We start from the raw sequence: 26,330 nt of genomic DNA on the forward strand, positions 1-26,330 counted from the left end.
GGTAGCCTGGGCCGGTGCGCGCCGTGGGTCTTCTCCTTCGTAGCCGCGACGAGACCTTGTCCTAGGCCCTTCTCGTCGCGGAGTCCGTCACGGGCCGACCCTTCGGGGCGTCGCCCCCTCTCGAGGAGAACCACACAGACATGAGCACGATCGATCCCGACGGCATCCCCGCCCGCCCGCGCACCCTCGCCGAGAAGGTGTGGGACGACCACCTGGTCGTCAAGGGCGAGGACGGCCAGCCCGACCTCATCTACATCGACCTGCACCTCGTCCACGAGGTGACCAGCCCGCAGGCGTTCGACGGACTCCGTGCGGAAGGGCGCCCGGTGCGGCGGCTGGATCTCACGATCGCGACCGAGGACCACAACACGCCGACATGGGACATCGACAAGCCGATCGCCGACCTCACCAGTCGCACCCAGATCGAGACGCTGCGACGCAACGCGGCGGAGTTCGGCGTCCGGCTGCATTCGCTGGGAGACAAGGAGCAGGGGATCGTCCACGTCGTGGGGCCCCAGTTGGGGCTGACGATGCCGGGCATCACGGTCGTCTGCGGTGACAGCCACACCTCCACCCACGGTGCCTTCGGCGCGATGGCGTTCGGCATCGGCACCAGCGAGGTCGAGCATGTCCTGGCGACCCAGACTCTGCCCCTCAAGCCGTTCAAGACCATGGCGATCTCGGTCGAGGGCGAACTCAAGCCGGGTGTGACGGCGAAGGACATCATCCTCGCCGTGATCGCCAAGATCGGTACCAACGGCGGTCAGGGGTACGTCCTGGAATTCCGCGGCTCCGCCATCCGTGCGCTGTCGATGGAAGGCCGGATGACGATCTGCAACATGTCCATCGAAGCCGGTGCGCGCGCGGGAATGGTCGCGCCCGATGAGACCACCTTCGCCTATGTCAAGGGCAAGCCCCACGCCCCGCGGGGGCAGGACTGGGACGATGCCGTCGCCTACTGGCGGACGCTCCCGAGCGACGAGGGGGCCGTCTACGACGCCGAGGTCTTCCTCGATGCGAACGCCCTCGAACCTTTCGTGACCTGGGGGACGAACCCGGGCCAGGGCGTGTCGCTGAGCGACGTGGTCCCCGCGCCCGAGGACTTCGCCGACCCCAACGAGCGCGCTGCAGCGGAGCGGGCGCTCGAGTACATGGATCTCGTCCCCGGCACCCGGCTCAAGGACGTCCCCGTCGACGCGGTGTTCATGGGGTCGTGCACGAACAGCCGCATCGAGGACCTCCGCGCGTTCGCGTCGCTGATCGAGGGGCGGACCAAGGCGGAAGGCGTGCGCGTCATGGTGGTCCCCGGTTCGGCCCGCGTGCGACTGGAAGCCGAGGCCGAGGGCCTCGACAAGGTGTTCCTCGACTTCGGTGCGGAGTGGCGCTTCGCCGGATGCTCGATGTGCCTCGGGATGAACCCCGATCAGCTGGCACCGGGGGAGAGGTGCGCGTCGACCAGCAACCGGAACTTCGAGGGCCGGCAGGGCAAGGGGGGTCGCACCCACCTGGTCTCTCCGCTGGTCGCGGCCGCGACCGCCGTCCTCGGACGTCTCGCCAGCCCGTCCGATCTGCCCGCACGTGAGAAGGTCGAGGCCTGACATGGATGCCTTCGAGACCCACACCGGCGTCGCCGCCCCGTTGCACCGCTCGGCGGTGGACACCGATCAGATCATCCCCGCCGTGTACCTCAAGCGGGTCACGAAGTCCGGTTTCGATGACGCACTGTTCGCCAACTGGCGCCAGGACCCGGACTTCGTCCTGAACCGACCCGAATTCGCCCGTGCCTCCGTCCTCGTCGCGGGACCCGACTTCGGCACGGGATCGAGCCGCGAGCATGCCGTGTGGGCGCTGCGGGACTTCGGGTTCCGCGTCGTGCTGAGCACGAAGTTCGCCGACATCTTCCGCGGCAACGCGGGTAAGCAGGGCCTCGTCACCGGGGTGGTGTCCGAGGCCGACCTCGAGTCCATCTGGGCGGCGATCGACGCCCGGCCGGGCACGACCGTGACGGTCGACCTCCGCGCCCGGACCGCGACCGTCGACGGCGACGCGGAGCGCGGCATCGCCCCCCTCCAGGTGTCGTTCGACATCGACGATTACACTAGGTGGCGGCTTCTCGAAGGGCTCGACGACATCGGGCTCACCCTGCGGAACGCAGATCGGATCGCGGATTTCGAAGCTCGGCGCGAGGCATGGCGGCCCCGCACGCTCCCGGTTCCGGCCGAGAGCACGCCATAAGGCAGAGCGCGCCACAAGCGCGTCCTGCCGCCAGCCATCCTCGAGACACATAGTGAGGTCCCCTGCATGAAGTCACTCGTCGGCGATGCCGAGACCACCGCGGCTCCCCGCGAGACCGCCGGAGAAGTCCTGGCGATCCGCGGCGGACGTCCGCTGACCGGTCGGGTCGAGGTGAAGGGCGCGAAGAACCTCGCGACCAAGGCGATGGTGGCGGCGCTCCTCGGGGAGACCGCCAGTGTCCTGCGCGACGTGCCGGACATCAGCGACGTGCAGGTCGTGCGCTCGCTCCTCGAAGTGCACGGTGTCACCGTGCGCGACGGTGACGAGGTCGGCTCGCTCCGCCTCGACCCGAGCGGCGCGGTCTCGGCCCACTTCGAGGAGATCGATGCGCATGCCGGGGCATCCCGCATCCCGATCCTCTTCTGCGGACCTCTGCTGCACCTGCTCGGCGAGGCGCTCATCCCGGATCTCGGGGGCTGCCGCATCGGCGATCGTCCGATCAACTTCCACATGGACGCGCTCCGCGCCTTCGGCGCCGTCGTGGACAAGAGCTACGAGGGCATCCGCATCACGGCGCCCAACGGCCTCCACGGCGCGGACATCGAACTGCCCTACCCGAGCGTCGGGGCGACGGAGCAGGTCCTGCTGACCGCCGTCCGCGCCCGCGGCGTGACGGAGCTGCGCAACGCCGCGATCGAGCCGGAGATCATGGATCTCATCGCCGTCCTGCAGAAGATGGGCGCGATCATCTCCTACGAGCCGAATCGCGTGATCCTCATCGAGGGCGTGGAGAAGCTCCGCGGATACGATCACCGCTGCATCTTCGACCGCAACGAGGCCGCGTCCTGGGCGTGCGCGGCCCTGGCCACCGACGGGGACATCTTCGTCGGAGGCGCGCGGCAGCAGGAGATGCTGACGTTCCTGAACGTCTTCCGCAAGGCGGGCGGGTGGTTCGACGTGCACGAGGACGGCATCCGGTTCCGACGCGACGAGGCCTTGAAGCCCGTGATGGTCGAAACCGACGTCCACCCCGGTTTCATGACCGACTGGCAGCAGCCGCTGATCGTCGCGCTCACCCAGGCCGAGGGCACTTCGGTCGTCCACGAGACCGTCTACGAGAACAGGCTCGGATTCACCGAGGCGCTCGTGCAGATGGGCGCCGACATCGTCGTGCACCCCCAGGGTCTCGCGAGCCCCGATCGTCGCGTCCCCCGCCGCGCCCTCGAGCAGGCCGCGGTCATCACGGGTCCCACGCCGTTGCACGGCGCGGACGTGGTCGTCCCCGATCTCCGCGGCGGGTACAGCTACCTCATCGCCGCGCTCGCGGCCGAGGGGGAGTCCACGGTGCGCAACGTCGGCATCCTCCGCCGGGGGTACGAGAAGCTCCTCGACAAGCTGGACGCGCTCGGCGCCGACTACGACGTCATCGGCTGATGATGGCTCGGTCTCTGCGTCGCGCATCGCCGGAGAAGTCGCGTCCGAGCGCCTTCTGGCCGCTCGCCGCGGTCGCCGTGCCGCTGATCAGCGTGCTGATGAAGATCGAGATCGAGGGAGCCGAGAAGCTTCCTCGCGACGGAGCGTACGTCCTCGCCCCGAACCACTACTCGGAGGTCGACCCGCTCGCCGTCGCCCTCGCGGTGTGGCGCATGGGCCGCGCCCCCCGGTTCATGGCGAAGGAGAGCCTCTTCCGCGTCCCCGTCCTCGGCTGGATCCTCCGGAGCACCGGCATGGTGCCCGTGGCGCGGTCCTCCTCCGCGTCGGCGGCGCGGCAGACGCTGGAGGCCGCCGAGACCCTCGTCCGTCACGGACGCGGGGTGATCGTGTACCCCGAAGGCACGCTCACGCGCGAGCCGGGTCTGTGGCCGATGCGCGGCAAGACCGGTGCCGCGCGGCTGGCTCTCGCCGGCGGCATACCGGTGGTCCCGATGGCGCACTGGGGCGTGCAGCAGGTCATGCCCCGCTACGGGAAGTTCCGGGTGTGGCCTCTGCGTCGTCGTGTGCAGGTGATCGTCGGCGATCCGATCGACCTCGCCGCCCGGGGAGCCACCCTGGCCCGACCGGGCACGTTGATCGCGGCCACGGACGACGTGATGGGGGAGATCTCCGCACTTCTCTCGCAGCTCCGCGGCGAGCCTGCTCCGCCCGGCCGATGGGATCCCAGCCAACATGGGCAGAAGGAGACCGGTCGCCTTGACCCGTAGACAGGATTCCTCCCGCCCCCGCGTCACCGTCATCGGCGCGGGCAGCTGGGGCACGACGTTCGGAAAGATCCTCGCCGACGGCGGCGCACACGTGACGATGTGGGCGCGGCGGCCGGAGCTCGCGGCGGAGATCCAAGAGGCCAAGCGCAACACGGAGTACCTGCCCGGGGTGAACCTGCCGCGGGAGATGTCCGCGACGCACCATCTTCCCGAGGCGCTCGAGGGCGCCGAGCAGGTGTACCTCTCGATCCCGAGCCAGGCCGTTCGCCAGAACCTGAAGGCCCTGCGCCCGCTCCTCCTGCGCACCGAAGCGCCCGTCGTCTCGCTCATGAAGGGCGTCGAGAAGAGGACCGGGCTCCGGATGAGCCAGGTGATCGAGCAGGAGCTGCACTGCGATCCCGCGCGGATCGCCGTCGCCTCGGGTCCGAACCTCGCCCTCGAGATCGCCCGCGAGCAGCCGACCGCCGCCGTCATCTCCTCGACCGACCAGGACACGGCCGACGCCGTCGCCCGACGGTGCCGCAACCGGTACTTCCGGACGTTCGTGAACACCGACGTGACCGGCACCGAGTTCGGCGGGGTGTTGAAGAACCTCATCGCGGTCGCCATCGGAATCGTCGACGGCGTCGGATACGGCGAGAACACGAAAGCATCGATCATCACGCGCGGACTGGTGGAGATGACCGATTTCGCGGTCGCCTACGGCGCCCAGCCCGGCACCCTCCAGGGCCTCGCGGGCCTCGGTGACCTCATCGCCACCTGCCAGTCGCCCCTCAGCCGCAACAACACAGCCGGGAGGCTGCTCGGACAGGGCTACTCCTTCCAGGACGTGGTGAAGCAGATGCAGCAGACCGCCGAGGGTCTCGCGTCGGTCGCCCCGATTCTCCAGCTCGCCCGCGAAGTGGGCGTGCAGATGCCGATCGTGGAGCAGGTGAAGATGGTGCTGGACGGGACGATGGACCCGCGGGACATCGCACCGCACCTGACGACCGATGACGACACCCCGCAGGGGGAGAGGACACAGCATGGACAGGCCGGCGGTGGTGGTGCTCTTCGGAGGTCGCTCCAGCGAGCATTCGATCAGTTCCGCCACGGCGGGCGGGGTCCTGCGCGCGATCGATCGTGACCGCTATCAGGTGATCCCGGTGGGCATCACCCGTGACGGGATCTTCGTCCTGGAGGTGGACGACCCGGACCGCTTCGCCATGAGTGCGGGTCGGCTGCCCGAGGTGGTCGACAACGGCACACGCGTCCTCTGGCCCGAAGGCGGGGGAGACCAGACCCTCCGGGTGCGTCACGCCGACGGCACCACGGCGGAGCTCGGACGCGTCGATGTGGTGCTCCCGATCCTCCACGGCGTCCACGGCGAAGACGGCACGGTCCAGGGGTTCCTCGACACGCTTCGCCTGCCGTACGCCGGTGGCGGCGTCCTCGACTCGGCGCTGTGCATGGACAAGCACTTTATGAAGATCGTGCTCGCGGCCGCGGGAGTCCCCGTGACGCCGTGGGTCACCGTCACGCGTCGCCGGTGGACTCGCGAGCCGGACGTCGTCCGGGCCGAGGCCGCGGACCTCGGCGCCACGGTCTTCGTCAAACCGGCCCGCGCGGGCTCGAGCGTCGGCGTGTCGAAGGTCCACGAACCCGGCGAACTGGGTGCGGCGCTCGAAGTCGCCTTCGCCGAGGACGACAAGGTGCTGATCGAGACCGCGATCGTCGGCCGCGAGGTCGAGGTCGCCATCCTCGAAGGACGCGACGGCGCAGCGCCGCGGGCTTCGCTGCCGGGCGAGATCGTCCTGACCACGCGGGAGTTCTACGACTTCGAGGGCAAGTACCTCGGCGGCGACGGCGCCGAGGTCGTGTGCCCCGCGGACCTGAGCGCAGCCGCGGTCGATGCGGTCCAGAGCCTCGGAGTCCGCGCGTTCGAGGCTGTCGACGGCCGGGGTCTGGCGCGGGTGGACTTCTTCGCCACACCCGACGGGAAGCTCGTGGTGAACGAGCTGAACACGATGCCCGGGTTCACACCCATCTCGATGTTCCCGAAGTGCTGGATCGCCTCGGGGATGAGCTACGCGGAACTCATCTCCGAGCTGGTCGACACGGCTCTCGAACGCGTGTCCTGATCACCCCTCGACGTCGGGGGCGTCTCCGCGCTCGAGGCAGCGTGATCCATCGGTGGGTAGGACGGAGACCAGGGCGGACAGTCGGTCCAGCACCTCCGCGCTCGAGACGCGTTCGTTGTCGAGGTAGAGCTCGACCGCCGGCATCCGACCGAACGTCGTCACCCGGTAGCGCGGGGCGTCGGACTCGTCGATGACCCAGTCCACCCCCGCCACCGTCTGGCAGGGGAGCGTTGTCGGTCCGATCGGCTCGAGCCCGCAGGTGAAGAGGATCGACGCACTCGGCTCGCCCCACGCGGCCGTGGCCTGGGCGTCCGTCCACCGTCGTGGTTCGCCGTCCACCTGGTCGGGCAGACGCACCATCACGTCCGCGCACGCAGGATCGTTCGACTGCGGGGCCGCTTCCATCGCGATCGTGGGGGCGCACCCCGCCGACGCGGCCAGGGTCGCGGCGAGGGCGGATGCCGTCAGCAGCCGGGAGAATGCACGCACGTTCCCAGGCTAACCTGGAGCGGATGACCGGATCCGATGCCCGCGTGGGCGACCTCGACGAGCGCACGGTCCTCGCCCACATCCTGGACAGGGTCGGCCCGTCGGACGCGCTGCTCGGTCCCGGCGACGACGCCGCCGTGCTCGCCGCACCCGGCGGTCGGATCGTGGCGAGCGTCGACACCCTCGTCCACGGACCCGACTTCCGAACCGCCTGGACCGACGGATTCTCGCTCGGGTGGAAGGCGGCCGCCGTGAACCTCGCGGACATCGCGGCCATGGGTGCCCGTCCCACGTCCCTGCTGGTCGCCTTGGCGATGCCGCCCGAGACGACGCTGGGGGAGGTCGGCGCCATCGCCGACGGGCTCCGGGCCGCGTGCGCGGAGCTCGCGCCGGGCTGCGCGGTGGACGGCGGAGACCTGGCCGTCTCCGACACGCTGACCGTCGCGGTGACCGCCCTGGGCGTGCTCGAGGGAAGCGGACCCGTCACGCGCTCGGGCGCCCGCGACGGAGATGTGCTCGCCGTGAGCGGCCGTCTCGGCCCCGCCGCACGGGGCCTGTCCCTGCTGTTCGAACGCTTCCGCGACGGCGAAGGGCGACCGATCCCTCCGCGTACCGCAGATCTCACTGCTGACGAACGCGGCGATCTCGACGCCCAGCTCCGTCCCCGACCGCCGATCGCCGACGGACGGCGCGCGGCGGAGGCGGGCGCGACGGCCATGATGGACGTCTCGGACGGTCTGCTGCTGGATGCCGCCCGGATGGCCCGCGCATCTTCGGTGACGCTCGACATCGATTCCGCCGCGCTCGGAGGAGACGCATCGACCGCCCTCACCGGCGGCGAGGACCACGCGCTCCTGGCGACCTTTCCGGCGGGCGTCCGGCTCCCGGGGTCGTTCGCCGCCATCGGCCGTGTCCGTGACGGCGCGGCTCCCGGGGTGCTCGTCGACGGCGAGGAGCCCCGCGGCCGCGGGGGCTGGGATCCCTATCAGGACTGGGATCGCGGGCGGGGCTGATCCTCGGAGTCGCCGACGGCGGCATGCCAGACCGTGGTGTCTCCGTACCGCTTCTCCCGAAGGGGCGCGAGCGAGTGCGGCCAGCGCGGCGGATCCGACCGCGACGCCCGCTCGACGACGACGCGACCGCCGTCGGCGAGCAGACCGCCGACTCGATCGAGGCACGTCGCGAGGTCGGTCGCCGACAGATCGTAGGGCGGATCGATGAACACCAGGTCCCACGCGCCGCGTGCGGCGGCCAGATAGGCATCCACCGCGCGTCGGTGCACCCTGATCTCCGCGGCCGATCCCACCGCCTTGCGCACCCGGGCCGCGTTCGCGGAGATGATCGCGGCCGCCTGCGGTGCCTTCTCGACGAGATCGACGCTCGTCGCTCCGCGGCTGATCGCTTCGAGCCCCAGCGCCCCGGAGCCGGCGTACAGATCCAGCACCCGCGCCCCCGATACGAGATCCGCGGCCTCGAGTGCGGAGAAGATCGACTCGCGCACACGATCACTCGTCGGTCGCGTGCCGGACGCCGGCACATCCAGGCGGACGGAGCCGGCGCGTCCGGAGATGATGCGGGTCACACGTCCACGATAGCGATCGCTATGATCGCCCCGGGGGCGGAGTGAACGAACGCGGAGGTTCGATATGAACGGTCGTCTACGTCTGACCCTGCTCGCGACGATGTGCGCCGGCGCCTTCCTCCTCGGAGGGTGCGCCGCCGAAGGCGGTGGGACCACCCCGACGGCGGCGGCTCCCGCATCCGCCACCCCGACCCCCGACCCCGAGCCGACCGCGGAGCCCGATCCTCCGGCATCCTCGGCGGTCCTCCCCACCGACTGCGGGACGCTCGCGAGCGACGCGACCCGCGCGGAGACCGTCGGCGACATGACGCTGCAGAGCGACGGCGCCGACTTCGTCCGCCCCGCCCCGGACGGCGCCGCACTCGCCCTCGGCTGCGACTGGATCGTCGGCGAGGCGAGCGGTGTCCTCCTGCTGATCAGCACCGCGGATGACGCGGCGGTGACGGCGGGGCTGGACGCCTTGACCGCGGACGGGTGGGAATGCCAGCCGGCGGAGGATTTCGGTGCGCAGTTCTGCCAGGTGGCCGGTGGCACGCCGGAGACGGAAGAGGTCATCGTCGCCCGGGAGGACGTGTGGATCTATCTGTCGTCCGTGAACCGGAACGCCCGGGCCTTCCTCTCGGAGATCGTCGCCGACATCTTCCCCGCGTGACCCGGGCAGGCGGTGTCCGACCCGGAATCTAGACTCGAGGCATGACGCCGCTCACGCTCGACTCGCGACTGAGCGCAGCGGTGGGCGAGAAGACCGCGAAGGCCTTCGACCGTGCTTTCGGCATGAAGACGGTCGCCGATCTCCTCCAGCACTATCCGCGCCGCTACGCCCGCCGAGGCGAGCTGACGCCCATCATGGCGCTGCCGGTGGGGGAGCCTGTGACGATCGTCGCCGAGGTCCGGCGCGTCCGGGAGCGCCGCATGCGCCAGCGCAGCGGTCTGATCCTCGAGGTCGTCATCAGCGACGGGATCGGCGAGATCACGCTCACCTTCTTCAACCAGGCCTGGCGGGCGAAGGACCTCGTTCCCGGACGGAGGGGCATCTTCGCCGGGAAGGTCGGGCAGTACCGCGACACCCTCCAGCTGGCACACCCCGATTACCAGCTCTTCGACGATGCGGCGACGGCCATGCAGACCGCTCAGGCCAACGCGAACCTGCCGATCCCGATCTATCCCGCGACGGCCTCGGTCTCCAGCTGGAAGGTCGCGACCGTCGTCGAGCTGGTCCTCGACGGCCTGGGCGAGGTGTCCGAGCCCCTGCCTCCGGACTTCCGGGAACGCATGCACCTCCTCGATGCCCGCACCGCGATCGAGATCATCCACCGTCCGCGCAGCTTCGACGAGATTGATGCGGCGCGCCAGACGCTGCGCATGCACGAGGCATTCATCCTGCAGTCGGCGCTCCTGCAACAGCGCGCCTTCGTGCGTTCCTGGGGGGCGACCCCCCGCGAACCGGGTGCGCTGCGGGAGGCGTTCGACTCCGCACTGCCGTTCGAACTCACCCCCGACCAGGTGGACGTCGGTGCCGAGATCGAGGGTGACCTCCGCCGGGCGCACCCGATGAACCGACTCGTCCAGGGCGAAGTCGGATCGGGCAAGACCCTCGTCGCCCTCCGCGCCATGCTCCAGGTGGCGGACTCCGGCGGCCAGGCGGCGCTCATCGCCCCCACGGAGGTCCTGGCCGGGCAGCACCTGCGATCGATCACGCGGATGCTCGGTCCGAAGCTGGCGCCCGAGCTGATGCCGACACTCCTGACCGGTCAGATGTCGGCGCAGGAGCGGCGGAAAGCGGCGCTCCGTGTCGCGTCCGGTCAGGCGCGGATCGTCGTCGGGACCCACGCGCTCCTCAGCGCCTCGACCACCTTCGCCGACCTCGGACTGGTCGTCGTGGACGAGCAGCACCGGTTCGGGGTCGCCCAGCGCGAGGCGCTCCGCGCGAAGGGTCAGGCTCCGCACACGCTGGTCCTCACGGCCACGCCGATCCCGCGCACCGTCGCGATGACGGTCTTCGGCGACCTCGACGTCTCCACCATCCGGACCATGCCGGAAGGACGGGCGGGGATCAGCACCCACGTGGCGCCCCTCGCCGAGCATCCGAGTTGGTTTGCGCGCGTCTGGGACCGCATCGTCGAGGAGGTCGCGGCCGGTCGTCAGGCCTTCGTCGTCTGCGCCGCGATCGATGCGGACGCACTGACCGGCGCCGACGCCGTGACCGACGAAGACGCCCCCGAGGCGACGGACGATGCGCCGGACACCGTCGGCGACACCGTGAACGGCGCGGAGGTCACCTTGCCCGCGAGGACGCGGTGGGGTGTCGCGCAGGTGATCGACCTGCTGTCGAGGCATCCGTCGTACGCGACGCTCCGGGTCGAACCGCTCCACGGCAAGATGCCGGCCGACGAGAAGGACGCCGTGATGCAGGCGTTCGCGCGCGGAGACATCGATGTGCTCGTGGCGACGACCGTGATCGAAGTCGGTGTCGACGTCCCCAATGCGTCGACGATGGTGATCCTCGAAGCCGACCGCTTCGGGGTGTCTCAGCTTCACCAGCTTCGCGGCCGTGTGGGGCGCGGGGGTGTGCCGGGTCTCTGCCTGCTCGTTACCGAGGCGAAGATCGGCTCGTCATCCCGCTCGCGCGTCGAGGCCGTCGCGTCCACGCTCGACGGCTTCCACCTCGCGGAGGTCGATCTCGAACTTCGTGGTGAGGGCGATGTACTCGGCGATCTGCAGTCGGGCGCGCGTTCCTCCCTGCGCCTCCTCCGCGTCGTCACGGATGCCGAGCTCATCCTCGTGGCCCGGCACGCTGCGGAGAAGGTCCTGACCGACGACCCCGCCCTCGTCCGGCATCCTGGACTCGCGGAGGCGGTCGAGCGCCGCATGAGCGCGGAGGAGCGCGCGGCACTCGGACGATCCTGAGGTCGCCCACCGTTAGGCTGAGCCGCATGAACAGCCGGATCGCCGTCGTTCCCGGGTCCTTCGACCCACCCACACTCGGTCATCTTGACGTGATCCGTCGCGCGGCGGCCCTCTACGACCAGCTCCACGTGCTGGTGGTGCACAATCCGGAGAAGGAGGCGATGCTTCCCATCGCCCAGCGGTTGGCCCTCCTCGAGCAGGCCATCTCCGACGAGCAGATCGCGGGGGACGTGGTGGTCGCATCCTGGAGTGTCGGGCTTCTGGTGGACTACGCCACGGACGTCGGCGCCGGCGTTCTGGTGAAGGGGATCCGCTCGCAGGTGGACGTCGCCTACGAGACGCCGATGGCCATCGTCAATCGCCACCTGGCCCACGTCGAAACCGTCTTCCTGCTTCCGGACCCCGCCCATGCACTGGTGTCGAGCTCGCTCGTGCGTCAGGTTGCCGCTCTCGGCGGTGACGTTTCGCCGTTCGTCCCGGATGCCGTGGCGCGTTTCCTGGATCGAGGCGGCGACGGGCGTGCGGCCGATCCACAGACCGGCGCCGATAGCATGGACGATCGTGGCTAGAAAGCATGTGAACGGTCCGCTCGTGATCCCGGTGCGCGACATCATGTATCGCCCCGGCGAGATGCGGGAGCACGACCTCGCCCTTCCGGTTCCGGAGAAGTGGGGCGAGGGCCTGGTCTCGGTCGCCCAGGGGGAGGAACTCGTCGTACGTCTCCGTCTGGAGTCGGTCCACGAGGGGATTCTGGCCACCGCGGAGCTCGACACGCGGTACTCCGGAGTGTGCGGTCGATGCCTCACCGATATCGCCGAGCCCGTCGAAGTCGAGATCCAGGAGCTTTTCGCGTATTCTGGGTCGGAAGAAACTGACTTCGAGGTTCAAGACGACCACGTGGATCTTGAAACTCCGGTCAGGGATGCGATCGTCCTGTCGCTTCCGTTTCAGCCGGTGTGTCAGCCGGATTGCCCCGGTCTTGATCCGGCCACGGGCGAGAGGCTGGCCGTGAGCACCGGCTCACCGCAGGGTGAGCCCATCGATTCGCGCTGGGCCGCGCTGCAGGACTACACCCCAGACCACGACACCGACGCCCGACCGTGAGGTCACGGCGCCCCCGACAGAAGAGAGTCAGCCATGGCAGGTAACCCCCCGAAGCGGAAAGTCTCCCGTTCGAACACCCGCTCGCGCCGCGCGCAGTGGAAGGCCGAGGCCCCCACGCTGGTGAAGACCATCGAGAACGGCAAGGTCGTCTACAGCCGTCCCCACCAGGCGAAGGTCGTCACGGACTCGCAGGGCACGGAGCTGTTCCTGGAGTACAAGGGCCGGAAGGTCGCCGACGTCTGATCACGTCCGCGCGGAGGCCCCCTCCGTCGCGGCGATGAACAGTCTCACCGACAAGCTCGGGGTCGATATCGACCCCGAGCTTCTGTCGCTGGCTCTCACGCATCGTTCCTGGGCGTACGAGAACGGGCAGGGCCCGCACAACGAACGTCTCGAGTTCCTGGGCGATGCCGTTCTCGGACAAGCCGTCACGGTGCTGCTGTACACCCGGCACCCCGAGCTCGACGAGGGTGCTCTCGCCAAGAGGCGCGCCGCGGTCGTGTCCACGCTCGCGCTGGCGGAGGTGGCCCGGAGTATCGGCCTGGGTGCCCATGTGAAGCTCGGGCGGGGCGAGAACCAGACCGGCGGTCGGGATAAAGACTCGATCCTGGCGGACACGACCGAGGCGATCATCGGCGCGACCTACCTGTCCGTCGGACCGGACGCCGCCACCGCGCTCGTCCTCCGCCTGCTGGAGCCCCTCCTGGCCGACCCCGAGCGCTACGGCGCCGCCGTGGACCCGAAGACGGCCCTTCAAGAGGCCGCGGCACGCCTCGGTTCCATCGCGCCGGTGTACAGCGTGACCGCCGAAGGCCCCGATCACGATCGCACCTTCACCGCGGTCGTCGACGTGGCCGGCATCCGCTCGGAGGGGATCGGTCGCAGCAAGAAGCATGCCGAGATGGCGGCCGCGCTGACGGCGTGGAGGGAGCTGTCCGGTCGTGCCTGAGCTTCCCGAAGTGGAAGTCGTACGCTCGGGGCTCGCACCCGCTCTGGTGGATGCGACGGTCTCCGCGGTCACGGTGCACGATGCACGCGCACTCACCCGACACCCGGGATCCGTCGACGACTTCGAGCAGAGCCTTCGGGGCGCGCATGTCGTCGCCGTGTGCCGACGCGGAAAGTTCCTGTGGATGCCGTTCACTCCCACGGACGGCTCCGACACCGCCCGTGCGGTCGTGGCGCACCTCGGGATGAGCGGCCAGATGCTGCTTCGTGCGTCCGGTGCGCCCGTCGAGCGCCATGAGCGGATTCGTCTCGACATCGACCACCCCGACCACGGCGCTCTCGCCGTGGTCTTCGCGGACCAGCGCACGTTCGGATCACTCGCGCTCGATCCACTCCTGCCGACGACGGATGCCGCGCCCGGAGGTTTCGGCGCTGATGACGCCACCGTTCCCGCGCAGGTCGCGCACATCGCCCGCGATCCTCTCGATCCGGCGCTCGACGAGACACGCCTCCGAACCCTGTGGGCCCGCAAGCGCTCGGCGATCAAACGGGTGCTGCTCGATCAGACCGTCATCAGCGGTGTCGGGAACATCTACGCCGATGAGGCGCTCTGGGGTGCTCGCATCCATCCGGAGACCCCCGCCGACGCACTGTCGGCGCGCCACGCGACCCGGCTCCTCGCCGAGGTCCGATCTGTACTCGACAAGGCTCTGGCGGAGGGGGGGACGAGTTTCGATGCGCAGTACGTCAACGTCAACGGGCAGGCCGGCTACTTCGCCCATTCGCTGCACGCCTACGGCCGCGGCGGCGCGCCCTGTCACCGCTGCGGCCGGCCCATCACGAGGGTGTCGTTCATGAACCGCTCGAGCCACTTCTGTCCGCGCTGTCAGCGGATGCCTCGCACCCGCTGACACCGCGGGCGATCACGCGCTTCGCGGCAGCACCTTCTTCCAGGCGCCGCCGTACGCGATCGGAACGAAGCCCATCGCCTCGTTGATGTCGAGCATGGGGCGGTTCTCCTCGGCGTTGTAGGTCAGGACGCGCGGCGACATCGGAGCGTGCTCACTCCAGGCGAGCAGACCCGCGCATTTGACGAGGAGGCCCAGCCGGTGTCCCCGGTGCTCGCGCAGGACGAGGGTGTCCTCCTGGTGCGTCGCCTCCGCGCGGTTCCGGCCGATCACGAGCTCGTTGAACGCGCACAGCTTTCCCGTCGCGCGGTGCTGTGCGGCCGTCACAAGCATGTGCTGGCCTCCGCGCAGATAGCGCCCGTCGTGCTCGGCGATGCGTGCGGCGTCCCAGCGTTCCTCGTCCATCTCGAGATCGGCGGAGGGGGCGTCGGTTGACATCCGGGATTTCATCCAGGCGTACTGCTCGGCGAACGCGGGGGGAGTGGGGAGCGTCCAGTGGACGACGCGATACCCCTCGGCGGCGCGCTCGGCTTCCGCGAGCAGTTGCCGGATGCGCGTCAGATCTCCGTCGAGCGCGAGGGCGCTGTTGCGTTCGACCTGTTCGAGCCGGTATCCGTGGGCGAGGTAGAAGCGAGCGGCATGATCGAGCGGAACGCGGCCGAACCCGGTCGGTGCGTCCAGCTGCTCCCCGGTCGCCGCGGGATGCGCGGCCCACGACTGCAGGATGTGTCGCCCCTGGGTGGCGGCTTCGCGCTCGATCATCGTCAGCGACGCGGAGCCGATACCCTGGCCCCACGCTTCTCGGAGCAGCTCGATGAGCCACATGGCGGAGTTCGAGCCCTCCTCGAGCGGGAGGTCGAGCCCGACGCGACCGACGATGCTGCCGTTCCATGCGGCTGTCCAGACGCGTCGGAGCTCGAACGCGCTCGGTGCGTAGTGCGGCAGGAGCTCTTCCGAGGTCATCGACTCGTCGTCGTGACCGTTGATCTCACGGTAGACGCGATTGCGGACGTCGACCATCGCACGGAAGTCGCGGGCCTCGGGGGCAGTGGTGTCGTCGGGGATGAGGAGCTCCCGCAGCACGAGGCCGGCGGGTGGGGCGGTGTTCATGGTTCTTCTTCCGGTGAGGAGTGGCGGACGGGTCACAGGCGCGGTACGAGCAGGAGCAGACGCAGCGCCCGCTGCTCGCGATGCGAGCGGAGGTCATCGGACAGGTGCGGGCGCGCGTGATCGCGGCGCTCGTCGAGCGTGGGATACATGGCGGAACTTTCCGTCGGAGATGAGGGTGCGGTGTGCCGGGCACGCGGAGAAGGTGCCGGGAGAGGACGCAGGGGATGGCGCGTGCACGCGATTTCCCCCGGGGTGCTACCGGGGAGAGGGCAGCGCCGAGATCAGGCGGATGCCGTCGGGCGACGACGAAGGGTCGTCGTGGCGGCGATGCCCGTGCGGATGATGATCATCATGACGACCTCCTTTCGTGTGCCGGTGCGATGAGGAACGCTAGCGCACAAATGCACAGGTTCGCAAGACTCCCGGGCGTGTCGCCATCGGCGGCCCGCGACGGCGCGGCCCGTCGCCGCGGTACTCGCGACTCCATCGACTACCGTGGGCGTGTGATCCGGCGCGTCGACCCGAGGGCCCTCCCATGCACTTGAAGAGCCTGACGCTCAAGGGCTTCAAGTCCTTCGCGCAGCCGACGACGTTCGCGCTCGAGCCCGGTGTCACCTGCATCGTCGGCCCGAACGGCTCAGGGAAATCCAATGTCGTGGACGCTCTGGCCTGGGTGATGGGGGAGCAGGGCGCGAAGACCCTCCGCGGCGGGAAGATGGAGGACGTCATCTTCGCCGGGACCTCCACGCGGGGCCCGCTCGGCCGCGCAGAGGTCCAGCTCACCATCGACAACGGCGACGGGGCCCTTCCGATCGAATATTCCGAGGTCACCATCAGCCGGACGCTGTTCCGCAACGGGAGCAGCGAGTACGCGATCAACGGACAGAGCTGCCGACTTCTCGACGTGCAGGAGCTCCTGAGCGATTCCGGCTTGGGCAGGGAGATGCACGTCATCGTCGGTCAGGGGCGCCTGGACAGCGTGCTGCAGGCCACCCCCGAGGATCGCCGTGGCTTCATCGAGGAGGCGGCCGGCATCCTCAAGCACCGTCGCCGCAAAGAGAAGACGCTGCGGAAGCTCGACGCGATGGAGGCGAACCTCACGCGGGTGAACGACCTCGCCGGTGAGCTCCGCCGACAGCTGAAGCCGCTCGGTCGCCAGGCCGATGTCGCCCGCGAAGCGGCCGGGATCGCGGCCGAGGTACGCGATGCCAAGGCGCGGCTCATGGCGGACGATCTCCTACGGGTCCGGACCGTCCTCGCCGACGCGGTGCGCGGCGAGCAGGAGACGCATGCCGAGCGCGCGGGACTGCAGGCTCGGCTGGACGACATCCGCGGGCGGATCGAGCAGCTGGAGTCGGATCAGCGTTCCGAGGCCGTGGACGAGGCCCGACGGGTCGCGTCGGGTCTGGAGCGTGTGCAGGAACGGACACGAGGCCTGTACGCGCTGGTGGGGCAGAGGCTCACGCTCCTCGGATCGGCGGAGGACGACGAACGCGTCGAGGTCGCCACAGTCTCTCCTCAGATGATCGACGCCGCGCGCGCGGAGATCGCCGAGGTCACCGACGGGCTGCAAGGAGCGCAGGATGCCGCCGAGGCCGCGGCGCGCGATGTCACCCGAGCACGTGCCGAACTGGACGCGCTCGACGCCGACATCGCCGCGCAGAGCGCGCTGGTCTCGTCGCATGACATGCGCCTCACGGCGCTGCGCGGAACCGCGGAGGCGGCGGATTCCGCCTTGGCCGCGGTGCGTGCCGCGGTCGAGCGCCAGCAGCGAGCCCTCGATGCCGCTCATGCCCGCCGGACGGAGGCCGAGGAGGCGTTGGCGGACCTGGGCCCCGCTCCTGATCCGCAGGCGGACGCGGCCGATGCGCAGGCCGCCTACGAGCGTGCCCAACGCGACGCGTCGTCGGCGGAGGCGCAGGTCGCCGATCTGCGCGAGCGGCTCCACGCCGCCGAGCGCGAGCGGGACGCCCTGATGGCGCAGGTCACCGCGCTCGGGCGGGCGCTCGAGGGCCGGAGTGCCGCGGCAGGCCTGCTCGACGGAGATCGTGCCGGCGTCCGCGGTCTCGTGAGCGACGCGGTGCAGGTCGAGTTCGGATGGGAGGCGGCGATCGCCGCCGCGCTCGGCTCCTATGCGGAGGGCGTGGTCGCCGATGCGGATCGGGCGTTCGCCCTGGCCGACGCCGCGCGAGCAGAGGATCTCGGACGGGTCGACATCGTGTTCGCGGACGCCGTCGCCCACGACCGCCCCGCACCGCCGGACGGGCTGCGCTCGGCGATCGAGGTCGTGGACGGTCCCGCCGGTGTGCGAGCGCTGCTCGCGTCGGTCTTCCTCGCCGAGGACCTCGATCAGGCCCGCGCGGCGGCGACGGCGCTGTCGACCGGCCGGATCGTGACGCGGTCCGGCGAGGTGCTCACCCCCTTCTCCCTCCGATCCGGTGCCGGGGGATCCCGTTCGCGCTTGGAGCTGACTGCCGAGCGCGACGCCGCGGCGATCCGCCGAGACGAGATCGTGGTCTTCGCCGACGCGCTGCGCGAGGCCCTCCGTGAGGCCCAGGATGCGCTCCGCGGCGCGAAGTCCCGCGCGAACACCGCCCTGACGGCCCTTCGCGATCACGACGCGGCTGCGGCGGCGCGCGCCGAGAAGTCCAACCGGGCGACCGTGCGTCACGAGGCCGCCGTCGCGGAGTGCGATCGTCTGGCGGCCGGTCTCGCCCAGGCCTCCGCCGCGGTCGCCGAGGCCGAGGACGCGGCGCGCGTGGCTCATGAGCAGTTCGCGACCGCGCAGGAGGCGCCGCGTCCGATCCTCGATGCGTCGTCCCGAGACGACGTGCTCGGCTCGCTCGAGACGGCGCGGGACGTCGAGATGCGTGCCCGCCTGGAGGTGGAGACGCTTCGCGAACGCATCCGTGCCGCCGAGGCCCGGGTGGCGGGGCTCGAGCGCCAGCGCGAACGCGAGCGCGCCGCCGCCGAGGAGAGCGCCCGTCGCGCGGTCATCCGGCGCGCGCAGCGGGAGAAGGCCTCTGCGGTCGCCGAGCGGTTGCCTCCCCTGATCGATGCGATCGACCGCTCACTCGCCGATGCCCGTGCCGCGCTTCTCGCCGCTCAGACCGAGCGTGCCGCGGTGACGGAGGAGCTCGCCACTCTGCGCAGGAACGAGACCGAGGTCCGCGAGCGGCTGTCGCGGTTGACGGAGAACGTCCACGCGCTGGAGCTGCGGATCCATGAGAATCGCCTGCACGCGACGGCGCTCCGGGAGCGGGCCGCCTCCGAGCTCGGCCTGGAGGAGGATATTCTCCTGAAGGAATACGGACCGGGATTCGGGGGTGCGGATGGGACCGGGGCGTCCTCTTTCGACCGGGGCGCGGAGCAGAAACGCCTTCAGGCCGCCGAGCGCAAGCTCGCGCAGTTGGGTCGGGTGAACCCGCTCGCTCTCGAGGAGTTCGCCGCCCTCGAGCAGCGACACGCCTTCCTCACCGAGCAGCTGGCCGATCTGACCCAGACGCGCAAGGACCTGCTCACCATCATCGAGGAGCTCGACGAGCGGATGCAGGTCATCTTCCTCGCGGCGTTCGAAGACACGCGCGTGGCGTTCGGCGAAGTCTTCCCGATCCTGTTCCCCGGAGGGACGGGCTCCATCGCGCTCACCGATCCGGACTCTCCGTTGACCACGGGCATCGAGGTGTCCGTCCGGCCGGTCGGGAAGAAGATCGAGCGCCTCTCCCTGCTGTCGGGCGGCGAACGCTCCCTGGCCGCCGTGGCGCTGCTCACCGCGATCTTCAAGGCGCGTCCGAGCCCCTTCTACATCCTCGACGAGGTTGAGGCGGCGCTCGACGACGCGAACCTGGGACGCCTGCTCGGTGTCTTCGAGCAGCTCCGGTCCTCGAGCCAGCTGATCGTGATCACCCACCAGAAGCGGACGATGGAGATCGCCGACGCGCTCTACGGGGTCTCGATGCGACAGGACGGCGTCTCGGCCGTCGTCGGCCAGCGTGTTCGCGAGTCCGCGCCGGCCTGATCGGCGCGCGTCCGCGAAACCGTAGGCTGGAGACATGGCTGAAAGCTCCTGGTCCCTCGGGCGGGCCCTCCGTGGCATGTTCGTCAAGCCCACGATCGACGAGACGACGTGGGAGGACCTCGAGACGGCGTTGCTGACGGCGGATTTCGGACCGGACATCACCGAGCGCATCATCGACGAGCTGCGGCAGAAAGTCGAGCGCTACCGGACGACGGATCCCCGGGATCTGCAGCGGATGCTGAAGGAGACCCTCGAGGAGCACTTCGCGCGCTTCGACACGACCCTGAAACTCACCGAGCGACCTGCGGTGGTCCTCGTGGTCGGCGTGAACGGCGTCGGGAAGACCACGACGATCGGGAAGTTCGCCAAGTTCCTCCAGCGATACGGGCGGTCGGTCGTCGTGGGGGCGGCGGACACGTTCCGGGCCGCGGCGGTCGACCAGCTCGCCACCTGGGCCGAGCGCGGGGGCGCGGCGATCGTCCGGCCCGAGCGCGAAGGCCAGGATCCGGCGTCCGTAGCCTTCCAGACGATCGAATACGCCCAGAACACCGGGACGGAGATCGTGCTGGTGGACACCGCCGGGCGTCTGCACACCAAGGGCGGACTGATGGATGAGCTGACCAAGATCCGCCGCGTCATCGAGAAGCGCGCCCCGATCAGCGAGGTGCTGCTGGTTCTGGATGCCACGACCGGCCAGAACGGCGTGCTCCAGGCGCAGGCGTTCCTCGAGCACGCAGGGGTCACCGGGCTGGTCCTCACCAAGCTCGACGGATCCGCCAAGGGGGGATTCGTCCTCGCCGTCCAGGAGAAGACCGGCATCCCGGTCAAGCTCCTGGGCCAGGGCGAGGGGATCGCGGATCTCACGGGTTTCACCCCTCACGTGTTCGCCGCCGCACTCGTGGATTGACCCCGCGACACGCCTGCGCGATCTACCGCCGTACGGTCCGCGCTGGTTTCATGGAGGAATGGCGATCGAACACGACTACTTCGGCCTGCTCGAGTCCGGGCCCGACGGTTCGATCTTCTGGTCGGAGCACGTCGAGCTCGGCGATCAGTCGGTGACGGTGGATCTGACCGCGCCCGATCAGGACGACGTCTCGGTGGACGCCCTGGATGTGGCCGCGGCGCTCATCTCCGCCCTCGAAGACCTCGACATGGCCGCCCGCAACGCGATGGTCAACGAACTCAGCGACCGAACGAGCGAGGTCACGGAGTACATCCTGCAGCAGCAGGAGGTTCTCGCCGATGGACTCGACGATCTCCTCGTGGATATTTCCGGTGACGTCCAGATCGACGTGGTCCGGTCCCTGCAGCTGATGAGCATGACCATCTTGGCCGACGAGCACGGGGGCACCGACCCGTTCGCGGTGCTGGAGTACGCCCTCGACCCGGACGCGACCGATGACGTGCTCCTGGTGAACATCGGCACCGACGGCGCCGTGCTCTCGGTCACCAGCGCCGAGTAGCGGCCACGCGACCCCGGTCCGACGATCGGGGGCGGACCGGGGTCGTCAGACGGCCTGGGCGAAGTCGGTGCTCGTGTCCGCGGCGATGTGCGCGAGATGCGCCGGGATCGGGCGACCCTTCGACGTCATCGACTGCGCCCACAGCCGGCCCGCCCGGTAGGACGAGCGCACGAGCGGTCCGGCGAGGACCCCGAGGAAGCCGATGCGCTCGGCTTCCTCTTTGAATGCGAGGAATTCGTCGGGCTTCACCCAGCGCGCGACCGGAAGGTGGCGCGGCGAAGGGCGCAGGTACTGGGTGATCGTGATGATGTCGGTACCGGCGTCGTGGAGGTCCTGCAGGGCCGCAACGACCTCTTCCGGCTCCTCGCCCATGCCCAGGATCAGGTTGGACTTCGTGATCAGACCGGCATCCCTCGCTCGAGTGAGGACATCGAGCGAGCGCTCGTAGCGGAAGGCCGGTCGGATCCGCTTGAAGATGCGCGGCACCGTCTCGACGTTGTGGGCGAAGACCTCGGGCCGGGAGTCGAAGACCTCGCCGAGGAGGGCGGGGTCGCCGTTGAAGTCCGTCGCGAGGATCTCCACACCGGTGCCGGGGTTGAGTTCGTGGATCATCCGCACCGTCTCGGCGTGCAGCCACGCGCCCCCGTCCGGGAGGTCGTCCCGCGCGACACCGGTCACGGTGGCGTACCGCAGCTGCATCCGCGTCACGCTCTCGGCGACACGACGCGGCTCATCCGTGTCGTATTCCGCGGGTTTGCCGGTGTCGATCTGGCAGAAGTCGCACCGACGGGTGCACTGGGCTCCGCCGATGAGGAACGTGGCCTCCCGGTCTTCCCAGCACTCGTAGATGTTCGGGCAGCCCGCCTCCTGGCAGACCGTGTGCAGGCCCTCGGTCTTCACGAGCGAGTGGAGCTCCTGATACTCGGGCCCCATCTTTGCGCGGGTCTTGATCCACTCGGGCTTGCGCTCGATGGGTGTCTCGGCGTTGCGCACCTCCAACCGCAGGAGTTTGCGACCCCCGGGCGCCGTGGACGAACTGCCGGCCGGGCCGGTGCCGCACGCGCTCATGCGTACACCTCCGCCGAGGATGCCGCGAACACGCGTTCGACGACGCGCGCCACATCGGCGGTGGTGACGATGCGGCCCGCGACCTCGCTGATCGTCGTGACCCCGGCGTCCGCGATTCCGCAGGGGATGATCGTGCGGAACGGGGCGAGGGAGTTGTCGCAGTTGACGGCGAAGCCGTGCAGGGTCACGCCCCGCTCGACGCGGACGCCGATGGCGGCCACCTTGTCCTCGGACAGCGGGCGCCGCACCCACACACCGCTGCGGCCCTCGATCTGCCGTCCGTCGACGCCGAAGTCGCTCAGCGCGGCGATGAGGAGGCGCTCGAGGCGGCGGACATGGGCCACGACATCCACCGGCTCGGGCAGACGCAGGATCGGGTAGCCGACGAGTTGGCCGGGACCGTGCCAGGTGATCTTCCCTCCCCGATCCACCTCGACCACCGGTGTGCCGTCGGCAGGGCGCTCCTCGGCCAGGGTGCGTCGCCCGGCCGTGTACACCGCTTCGTGCTCCAGAAGCAGCAGCGTGTCCGGCCGGGTCCCGTCCACGACGCCGGCGTGGACCGCCTTCTGGAGGTCCCAGCCTTCCTGATAGGGCACGAGATCGGGGGAGAGCCCGACCCTCTCGATCACCAGCATGCTGCTCCCTCGACGGTTATTGGATGCCGTCCAACAATACGCCCGCGGGACCGGCCTGCGCGCATCGCTAGGCTTCGGGCATGACACGACCGCTCGGGGGAAGGCCACGCGCCTCGTCGCCGGAGATGATCGCGGAGGCCGCCACCGAGCTCTTCCTCGAGCAGGGGTACGCGGCGACCTCGGTCGCGGACATCGCCGCGCGCGCGGGCGTGAGCAGGTCGAGCTTCTTCAACTACTTCTCCTCCAAGTCCGCGATCCTCTGGGCGGACCTCGACGCGCGGATCGACGAGCTCGAAACGCGACTGAGCACCGTGACCGACCCCTCCGGCATCGACGATGCGCTCCGAGCGGTGGGGCGCGGGTTCGCGCCGGGAACCCTCGCTCTCGCCCTGGGGAACGCCGAGGCGATGCGCGCGGAGGAGGAGCTCTTCCACGGCGGTGCGGTGCGCGCCGCCCGCATCGCACGGGCGGTGGCGGCATCGCTCCGCGCGGCCGGCTGCGATCCCCTCGTCGCCGACGTCGCCGGCGCCGCCGACGCGGGCGCGGTCATGGCGTCCATCACCGCCTGGACCCGCGCCGGTGCCGGTCGGGTCGGGCTCGGACCCCTGTTGACCCGGGCGCTCGACCAGGCTGCGCACGCGCGCACCGGAGCGCCGGGAGCGGCGGCGTAGAATCGGGGGATCATGGCGACTTTCGGCACACTCTCCGACCGGCTCACCGAGACCCTGCGCAATCTGCGCACGAAGGGCAAGCTCACCGCGGCCGATGTCGACGGCACCGTACGCGAGATCCGTCGGGCTCTGCTCGACGCCGACGTCGCTCTTCCCGTCGTCAAGGAGTTCACCGCCAAGGTGCGCGAGCGTGCGCTCGGGGACGAGGTCAACCGTGCACTCAACCCCGCGCAGCAGGTCGTCCAGATCGTCAACGACGAACTCGTGGGGATCCTCGGCGGTCAGCAGCGTCGCCTGCAGATGGCCAAGACCGCGCCGACGGTGATCATGCTCGCGGGCCTCCAGGGGTCCGGGAAGACGACCTTCGCCGGCAAGCTCGCCAAGATGCTCGAGAAGGACGGCCACACCCCCCTTCTCGTCGCCTGCGACCTCCAGCGCCCGAACGCCGTCAATCAGCTCCAGGTCGTCGCCGAGCGCGCCGGGGCCGCCGTCTACGCCCCCGAGCCGGGCAACGGCATCGGCGATCCGGTCCGCGTGGCCCGCGACGGCGTCGAGGTCGCCCGACGTCAGCAGCACGACGTGGTGATCATCGACACCGCCGGTCGCCTCGGCGTCGACGCGGAGCTGATGAAGCAGGCATCCGACATCCGGCGGGCGACGGATCCGGACGAGGTCCTCTTCGTCATCGACGCCATGATCGGTCAGGATGCCGTGAACACGGCGAAGGCCTTCCAGGACGGCGTCGACTTCACCGGCGTCGTCCTGTCCAAGCTCGACGGCGACGCACGCGGCGGCGCCGCGCTCTCGGTCGCGAGCGTGACCGGGCGTCCGATCATCTTCGCGTCCACCGGCGAAGGCCTGGAGGACGTCGAGGCCTTCCACCCGGATCGCATGGCGAGCCGCATCCTCGACCTCGGCGACATCCTGACCCTCATCGAGCAGGCCCAGCAGGCTTTCGACGAAGCCGAGGCGATGAAGGTCGCCGAGAAGCTCGCGACCGAGCAGTTCACGCTCGAGGACTTCCTCGAGCAGATGCAGCAGCTGAAGAAGATGGGCTCGATGAAGAAGATGCTCGGGATGCTCCCCGGCATGGGCTCCATGAAGCAGCAGCTGGAGGACTTCGACGAGCGGGAGATCGACCGGACCGAGGCGATCATCCGGTCCATGACGCCGGGGGAGCGCCGCAACCCCAAGGTGCTGAACGGATCCCGTCGTCTGCGCATTGCGCGCGGATCCGGTATGACCGTGACGGACGTGAACCAGCTCGTGCAGCGCTTCGACCAGGCCGCGAAGATGATGAAGACCGTCGCACGCGGAGGCGTCCCCTCGATCCCGGGCATGGGACCGGTTCCGGGATCCGGTCGCCCGGGCGCCTCCAGCAAGCGGGGCAAGCAGCCCAAGGCGAAGGGCTCGCGGTCGGGGAACCCCGCCAAGCGGGCGGCGGAGAACGCCGGGATCGCGGCGACGACGACACCCACCGGATCCGGTTTCGGGCTCGGCGGCGCCGGCCAGCCGAGCGCGGAGGACCTCGCGGAGCTGCAGAGGATGCTCGGAAAGGGCTGACCGCCCGGGCGTCAGCCCGTCGTGTCGCGGGCCAGGTGATCGCGCAGCGTGGGTCCGGCCCCGAATTCGGCGATGAGGTGCTCGACCACGCGGCGGAGGTCTCCGTCAGCGGCGTCCGCGACACGCAACTGGCGCTCGTAGCTCGCACCCGCGTCGAGGATGGTCGTGATGCCGTGCAGCTCGCGGGAGCAGCCGAGCTGCACGGCGATGTCCTCCAGCCCCGCCACGGTCTCCGCGACGTGGTCGCGGACAGGTCGCTGCGCGCCCGCCGCGTCGATGATGACGGGGGCGTCGAGACCGTAGCGGGCGGCACGCCACTTGTTCTCGCGCGCGAACCACGGGGGGAGGACCGGAAGCTCCTCGCCGCGATCGAGGCTGCGCGAGAGCCGTTCCACGAGGCATTGCACGAGTGCGCCGACGGCCGCGAGCTCCGGAAGGGTCGACATCCCGTCGCAGGCGCGCACCTCGATGGTCCCCCAGCGCGGCGCGGGGCGGATGTCCCACCGGACCTCGCTGACGTCCTCCATGACGCCGGTGCGGATCATGTCCGCCAGGTACTTCTCGAACTCGGACCACTCGGTCATCGGCCAGGGCAGGCCCGCCGTCGGCAGCTGCTGGAACACCAGCGCGCGGTTGGAGGCGTACCCGGTGCGCTCGCCCGCCCAGAACGGGCTCGACGCCGACAGTGCCTGAAGATGCGGGAGGAAGCGGGTGAGGGAAGCGATGATCGGAAGGACCTTGGCCGGATCCTCCACGCCCACATGCACGTGGACACCCCAGATCATCATGTTGCGTCCCCACCATTGCGTGCGGCGGATGAGCTTCTGGTAGCGGGTCTTGTCGGTGACCTCCTGCTCGTACCACTGGGCGAACGGGTGGCTTCCCGCGCAGAGGAGCTCGGTGCCCGACCGGTCCGTCACCGTCCGGACGGCGGCGATGGCCTCGGCGATGTCGTCGACGGCCTCCGCCACCGTGGAGCCGACCCCGCTGGTGACCTCGATCGTGTTCGTGAGCAGCTCGCCCGTGACGGTGAAGCGCTCGTCGCGCGTCCCCTCCTCCAGCCCCTCGAGGATGGTGGGGGCGCGGGGGACCAGGTCGCCCGATTCCCCGTCGGCGAGCATGAGCTCCCACTCGAGACCCACCGAGGAACGCGCCGAAGGGGCGAAGGAGACCGACACGCGCTCAGTCTGTCACGCGGACGGCGTCACGCCGGGAGCGCCGGTCGGTTCGCGGCATCCGCCGGCATCTGGCAGAATAAAGGGTCGGACCGCTCACTCGACCCTCTATCCGGTGAGCGGACCGCCC

25 protein-coding genes are annotated in these 26,330 nt (G+C 69.9%); 19 read left to right on the forward strand and 6 right to left on the reverse strand.

The window, feature by feature from the left end; genetic code table 11:
* The first annotated feature begins 140 nt into the window (after positions 1 to 140).
* The 6 genes from leuC (at position 141) to LTL01_RS11610 (ending at position 6,556) form a co-directional block, all read left to right on the forward strand.
* Complete coding sequence (leuC, locus tag LTL01_RS11585; RefSeq protein WP_236968677.1) at positions 141 to 1,598, forward strand: 3-isopropylmalate dehydratase large subunit; 1,458 nt, start codon at positions 141 to 143, stop codon at positions 1,596 to 1,598.
* Between the two features lies 1 nt (position 1,599).
* The gene (leuD, locus tag LTL01_RS11590; protein ID WP_236968678.1) at positions 1,600 to 2,235 is read left to right on the forward strand and encodes a 3-isopropylmalate dehydratase small subunit; all 636 of its coding nucleotides are present in this window, start codon (positions 1,600 to 1,602) and stop codon (positions 2,233 to 2,235) included.
* Between the two features lie 66 nt (positions 2,236 to 2,301).
* Positions 2,302 to 3,669, forward strand: coding sequence for a UDP-N-acetylglucosamine 1-carboxyvinyltransferase (murA, locus tag LTL01_RS11595; protein WP_053548352.1), 1,368 nt, complete (start codon positions 2,302 to 2,304; stop codon positions 3,667 to 3,669).
* A complete protein-coding gene (locus tag LTL01_RS11600) occupies positions 3,669 to 4,436 on the forward strand; it encodes a lysophospholipid acyltransferase family protein (protein WP_236968679.1) in 768 nt (255 codons plus the stop codon). The genes murA and LTL01_RS11600 overlap by 1 nt, the downstream gene beginning before the upstream one ends.
* Positions 4,402 to 5,562, forward strand: a complete 1,161-nt coding sequence (locus LTL01_RS11605; protein WP_236968680.1) for an NAD(P)H-dependent glycerol-3-phosphate dehydrogenase — start codon at positions 4,402 to 4,404, stop codon at positions 5,560 to 5,562. Before LTL01_RS11600 ends, LTL01_RS11605 begins: the two co-directional genes overlap by 35 nt.
* Positions 5,462 to 6,556 carry a D-alanine--D-alanine ligase family protein gene (locus LTL01_RS11610; RefSeq protein ID WP_236968681.1) on the forward strand — a complete coding sequence of 365 codons (1,095 nt, stop codon included), beginning with the start codon at positions 5,462 to 5,464 and terminating at the stop codon, positions 6,554 to 6,556. The genes LTL01_RS11605 and LTL01_RS11610 overlap by 101 nt, the downstream gene beginning before the upstream one ends.
* On the opposite strand, the gene LTL01_RS11615 is transcribed toward LTL01_RS11610, so the two are convergent.
* Positions 6,557 to 7,045, reverse strand: coding sequence for a DUF3515 family protein (locus tag LTL01_RS11615; RefSeq protein ID WP_236968682.1), 489 nt, complete (start codon positions 7,043 to 7,045; stop codon positions 6,557 to 6,559). It abuts the gene before it with no gap.
* A 23-nt stretch (positions 7,046 to 7,068) separates the two neighbouring features.
* Between LTL01_RS11615 and thiL the strand changes: the two genes are divergently transcribed.
* Complete coding sequence (thiL, locus tag LTL01_RS11620; RefSeq protein WP_236968683.1) at positions 7,069 to 8,058, forward strand: thiamine-phosphate kinase; 990 nt, start codon at positions 7,069 to 7,071, stop codon at positions 8,056 to 8,058.
* Here thiL and rsmD read toward each other — a convergent pair.
* A complete protein-coding gene (gene rsmD, locus LTL01_RS11625; protein ID WP_236968684.1) occupies positions 8,031 to 8,627 on the reverse strand; it encodes a 16S rRNA (guanine(966)-N(2))-methyltransferase RsmD in 597 nt (198 codons plus the stop codon). The two genes, thiL and rsmD, sit on opposite strands and share 28 nt — an antisense overlap.
* Before the next feature lie 64 nt (positions 8,628 to 8,691).
* On the opposite strand from rsmD, the gene LTL01_RS11630 reads away from it, so the two are divergent.
* From LTL01_RS11630 to mutM, 7 genes are read left to right on the forward strand one after another with little or no spacing between them, the layout of a single operon-like run.
* Positions 8,692 to 9,279: a hypothetical protein gene (locus tag LTL01_RS11630; RefSeq protein ID WP_236968685.1), complete on the forward strand. Its 588-nt coding sequence runs from the start codon at positions 8,692 to 8,694 to the stop codon at positions 9,277 to 9,279.
* Positions 9,280 to 9,320: 41 nt separating this feature from the next.
* On the forward strand, positions 9,321 to 11,534 hold the full coding sequence (locus tag LTL01_RS11635; RefSeq protein ID WP_236968686.1) for an ATP-dependent DNA helicase RecG: 2,214 nt from the start codon (positions 9,321 to 9,323) through the stop codon (positions 11,532 to 11,534).
* Between the two features lie 26 nt (positions 11,535 to 11,560).
* Positions 11,561 to 12,103 carry a pantetheine-phosphate adenylyltransferase gene (gene coaD, locus LTL01_RS11640; RefSeq protein WP_053548344.1) on the forward strand — a complete coding sequence of 181 codons (543 nt, stop codon included), beginning with the start codon at positions 11,561 to 11,563 and terminating at the stop codon, positions 12,101 to 12,103.
* Positions 12,104 to 12,110: 7 nt separating this feature from the next.
* Positions 12,111 to 12,638: a YceD family protein gene (locus LTL01_RS11645; protein WP_236968749.1), complete on the forward strand. Its 528-nt coding sequence runs from the start codon at positions 12,111 to 12,113 to the stop codon at positions 12,636 to 12,638.
* Between the two features lie 33 nt (positions 12,639 to 12,671).
* Positions 12,672 to 12,881 carry a 50S ribosomal protein L32 gene (gene rpmF, locus LTL01_RS11650; RefSeq protein WP_019179169.1) on the forward strand — a complete coding sequence of 70 codons (210 nt, stop codon included), beginning with the start codon at positions 12,672 to 12,674 and terminating at the stop codon, positions 12,879 to 12,881.
* 34 nt (positions 12,882 to 12,915) lie between these two features.
* Positions 12,916 to 13,587, forward strand: a complete 672-nt coding sequence (rnc, locus tag LTL01_RS11655) for a ribonuclease III (RefSeq protein ID WP_236968687.1) — start codon at positions 12,916 to 12,918, stop codon at positions 13,585 to 13,587.
* Entirely contained in the window at positions 13,580 to 14,497 is a 918-nt protein-coding gene (gene mutM / locus LTL01_RS11660; protein ID WP_236968688.1) for a bifunctional DNA-formamidopyrimidine glycosylase/DNA-(apurinic or apyrimidinic site) lyase, read from the forward strand. Before rnc ends, mutM begins: the two co-directional genes overlap by 8 nt.
* Positions 14,498 to 14,509: 12 nt before the next feature.
* On the opposite strand, the gene LTL01_RS11665 is transcribed toward mutM, so the two are convergent.
* Positions 14,510 to 15,604, reverse strand: a complete 1,095-nt coding sequence (locus tag LTL01_RS11665; RefSeq protein ID WP_236968689.1) for a GNAT family N-acetyltransferase — start codon at positions 15,602 to 15,604, stop codon at positions 14,510 to 14,512.
* 535 nt (positions 15,605 to 16,139) lie between these two features.
* Here LTL01_RS11665 and smc point away from each other — a divergent pair.
* From smc to LTL01_RS11680, 3 genes are read left to right on the forward strand one after another with little or no spacing between them, the layout of a single operon-like run.
* Positions 16,140 to 19,622, forward strand: coding sequence for a chromosome segregation protein SMC (smc, locus tag LTL01_RS11670; RefSeq protein WP_236968690.1), 3,483 nt, complete (start codon positions 16,140 to 16,142; stop codon positions 19,620 to 19,622).
* A gap of 34 nt (positions 19,623 to 19,656) precedes the next feature.
* On the forward strand, positions 19,657 to 20,529 hold the full coding sequence (gene ftsY, locus LTL01_RS11675; protein ID WP_053548339.1) for a signal recognition particle-docking protein FtsY: 873 nt from the start codon (positions 19,657 to 19,659) through the stop codon (positions 20,527 to 20,529).
* A gap of 58 nt (positions 20,530 to 20,587) precedes the next feature.
* On the forward strand, positions 20,588 to 21,088 hold the full coding sequence (locus LTL01_RS11680) for a DUF2004 domain-containing protein (protein ID WP_053548338.1): 501 nt from the start codon (positions 20,588 to 20,590) through the stop codon (positions 21,086 to 21,088).
* 45 nt (positions 21,089 to 21,133) lie between these two features.
* On the opposite strand, the gene lipA is transcribed toward LTL01_RS11680, so the two are convergent.
* Positions 21,134 to 22,156, reverse strand: coding sequence for a lipoyl synthase (lipA, locus tag LTL01_RS11685; RefSeq protein WP_236968691.1), 1,023 nt, complete (start codon positions 22,154 to 22,156; stop codon positions 21,134 to 21,136).
* Positions 22,153 to 22,899, reverse strand: coding sequence for a lipoyl(octanoyl) transferase LipB (gene lipB / locus LTL01_RS11690; RefSeq protein ID WP_308195187.1), 747 nt, complete (start codon positions 22,897 to 22,899; stop codon positions 22,153 to 22,155). Before lipB ends, lipA begins: the two co-directional genes overlap by 4 nt.
* Between lipB and LTL01_RS11695 the strand changes: the two genes are divergently transcribed.
* Positions 22,872 to 23,462, forward strand: coding sequence for a TetR/AcrR family transcriptional regulator (locus LTL01_RS11695; protein WP_236968693.1), 591 nt, complete (start codon positions 22,872 to 22,874; stop codon positions 23,460 to 23,462). The genes lipB and LTL01_RS11695 overlap by 28 nt on opposite strands.
* Before the next feature lie 12 nt (positions 23,463 to 23,474).
* Entirely contained in the window at positions 23,475 to 25,025 is a 1,551-nt protein-coding gene (ffh, locus tag LTL01_RS11700; RefSeq protein ID WP_236968694.1) for a signal recognition particle protein, read from the forward strand.
* A gap of 11 nt (positions 25,026 to 25,036) precedes the next feature.
* Here ffh and LTL01_RS11705 read toward each other — a convergent pair whose 3' ends face one another.
* Positions 25,037 to 26,203 carry a glutamate--cysteine ligase gene (locus tag LTL01_RS11705; RefSeq protein ID WP_236968695.1) on the reverse strand — a complete coding sequence of 389 codons (1,167 nt, stop codon included), beginning with the start codon at positions 26,201 to 26,203 and terminating at the stop codon, positions 25,037 to 25,039.
* Positions 26,204 to 26,330: the final 127 nt, after the last annotated feature.

Source organism: Microbacterium aurantiacum (genome assembly GCF_021654035.1).
GTDB lineage: Bacteria > Actinomycetota > Actinomycetes > Actinomycetales > Microbacteriaceae > Microbacterium > Microbacterium aurantiacum.